Raw genomic sequence first — 2,236 nt, forward strand, 5'->3', positions numbered from 1 at the left:
CCGCTGTGATCAATGTGCGCATGAGAGAGAATCATGCAGTCAATCGTTGAAGGGTCAAATATCCACTCGGTATTAAAGTCCTCAAATTCCTCATCTCTTCCCTGATATAGACCGCAGTCCATCAGTATTTTGTAGCCGTCATCCAATGTAAGTAGATGGCAGCTTCCAGTTACAGTTTGTGCAGCTCCGCAAAATTGAATCTCCATATTAGCCCCCGCATATCTGAAATTACCGAACAATTATACACAAAAAGATGAATATATATTGATTTTTACACCAGTATATTTATTATGATATAAATTACTTCTGGTGTATAACTTAGTTAATTATGACCACTATAGCACAACCTAGAAATATCTGGATCAAGGACCCAACCTTTGACCTTGCATATTTGAGCTTCGGATGGATACCTATTTACTTAGCGTTTATGATCTTCGAGAATTATTTTGCCACTATCTTAATTATAGTAGCTGCCACTAGCTTCATACATAGACACTACACATTTGCACTTGTCTACGGTCAGAAAGAGGAGTTTGATAAGCGAAAAAAGGCATACATTTTGCTACCGATCGCTTTTTTTATAATCGCTCTAACATTCTACATGCTCGGGCTCTTCTCTGTACTGCTAGCAGTCTCTGTAATATGGCTTATGTTCCATACTATAGCCCAAAAGTATGGACTAATTAGAATATATTCAAGAAAAGCTGGCTATGGGCTTGCTTGGCTGGATAAAGGAATAATTTATTCTTGGTTCGTCTACTTGTTTTTTGCACTAGGTGAGAGAAACATGGGGCTAATGAGTGAATACTATGAAGGGCGGGTATTGGTTCAATACCTAGGTGATTATTTCTCAATATTCACTATGATCTCTTACCTTGCACTCCTATTAGCTATCGCATTTACTCTAATATATATATATGTGGAGCTTAAGAACTGGGACAAAATCAGTCTGCCTAAAAATATTTTTGTAATCTCTGTATTGCTACTTTACGCAATATTCTTTCAAAACCTGATTATAGGATTTATAGTTTTCGGATTCTCTCACGCCATTGAATATATAGCATTTGTAAATGTTTTTGTTCATTCAAAGTATAAGAAGAGACCTGACAGTAGAATCTTTTTCTCCAGGGTAACCAAAAAGCAGTGGTTATATGTAGGAATATTCTCAGCATTGCTTGCTGTAGTCAGCGTCGCGGGTACAAATATTAATGCATACGTTCTAGGGCTCTATATAACAGGCTCATCATTTCTTCATTTTATTTATGACGGCTGGATTTGGAAAGTAAGTAAGCCCGAGGTGGCAAAACCGCTAGACATCAATTACGCTTCCACAAGAAACCAGGCCTAAATTTTAGTTATATAATTATTGATTGATCGTTCAACTTAGGATATAGTTTCAAAATATGGGAAGACCATACGAATTTGATAAGGATGAGACGCTTTCTAAAGCGATGGATGTCTTCTGGGAGAAAGGCTACAAGGCTACCAGCATACAAGACCTTGTGGACCATATGGGAATAAAAAGAGGAAGCATCTATAACACTTTCGGAGACAAACACTCTCTATTTATAGCAGCTGTCGAACATTATGGAGAGGAAGTTACGTCCAGAATGATAAATGTTTTAGAATCTGACGGCTCCCCTGTTGAAAATATAAGACAGTTTTTTGAAAGCATAGTAAATACTCCAGCAGATAAAAAAACCAGAGGTTGCCTTATAAGCAACACTGTAGTGGAGCTGGCACCTCATGACGATCAGGCAGCCCATGCGGTAAAGAAAATCTTGGATAAAATACAAAACGCATTTTATAACTGTTTAAATAGGGCTGTTCAGATGGGCGAGCTTCCAAAAGACACTAACACCAAGGTTCTATCACAATTTTTGGCCACGAGCACTCATGGTCTCATAGTCACAGGTAAATCTGCCCTTGATCCAAAAGAAGTAAAAGATGTTGTAGATGTGATTTTATCAACATTACACTAGAAACAAAAAAATTTTTGATTTTTGTTGAATAATCATTCAACAATACACATAAAAAGGAGGTATTACGGTATGGCTAGAATTGGATATGTAGAAAAGGACAATGCTCCTGATAACGTTAAGGCTGTTTACGAGCAGTTGGAGAAAACTTTTGGAGTAGTACCAAATGTGCTTAAGGGAATGGCCAATAGCACAGAGCTATTTATGGGCTTTATGCCGCTTCTTGGTGCTACACTTGGACCAAGCAAAGTGGATAA

Annotated in this window: 4 protein-coding genes; 3 read left to right on the forward strand and 1 reads right to left on the reverse strand. The window is 37.6% G+C overall.

Features of this window, described 5'->3' with window-relative positions; genetic code table 11:
* On the reverse strand, positions 1-206 hold a 206-nt coding region (locus tag AAF462_11715; GenBank protein MEM7009789.1), incomplete at its 3' end, for an MBL fold metallo-hydrolase.
* Positions 207-328: 122 nt separating this feature from the next.
* On the opposite strand from AAF462_11715, the gene AAF462_11720 reads away from it, so the two are divergent.
* The 3 genes from AAF462_11720 to AAF462_11730 form a co-directional block, all read left to right on the forward strand.
* Positions 329-1,348, forward strand: a complete 1,020-nt coding sequence (locus AAF462_11720) for a hypothetical protein (GenBank protein ID MEM7009790.1) — start codon at positions 329-331, stop codon at positions 1,346-1,348.
* A 55-nt stretch (positions 1,349-1,403) separates the two neighbouring features.
* A complete protein-coding gene (locus AAF462_11725; GenBank protein MEM7009791.1) occupies positions 1,404-1,982 on the forward strand; it encodes a TetR/AcrR family transcriptional regulator in 579 nt (192 codons plus the stop codon).
* A gap of 69 nt (positions 1,983-2,051) precedes the next feature.
* Positions 2,052-2,236: hypothetical protein (locus tag AAF462_11730; GenBank protein MEM7009792.1), on the forward strand; the 185-nt coding region annotated here is incomplete at its 3' end.

This window comes from Thermodesulfobacteriota bacterium, from assembly GCA_039028315.1.
Lineage (GTDB): Bacteria > Desulfobacterota_D > UBA1144 > Nemesobacterales > UBA2774 > CR02bin9.

Bases quoted from the DNA above. Each gene is read 5' to 3' on its own strand.
- AAF462_11725 (MEM7009791.1), top strand. From the start codon at position 1,404: ATGGGAAGACCATACGAATTTGATAAGGATGAGACGCTTTCTAAAGCG.
- AAF462_11720 (MEM7009790.1), top strand. From the start codon at position 329: ATGACCACTATAGCACAACCTAGAAATATCTGGATCAAGGACCCAACC.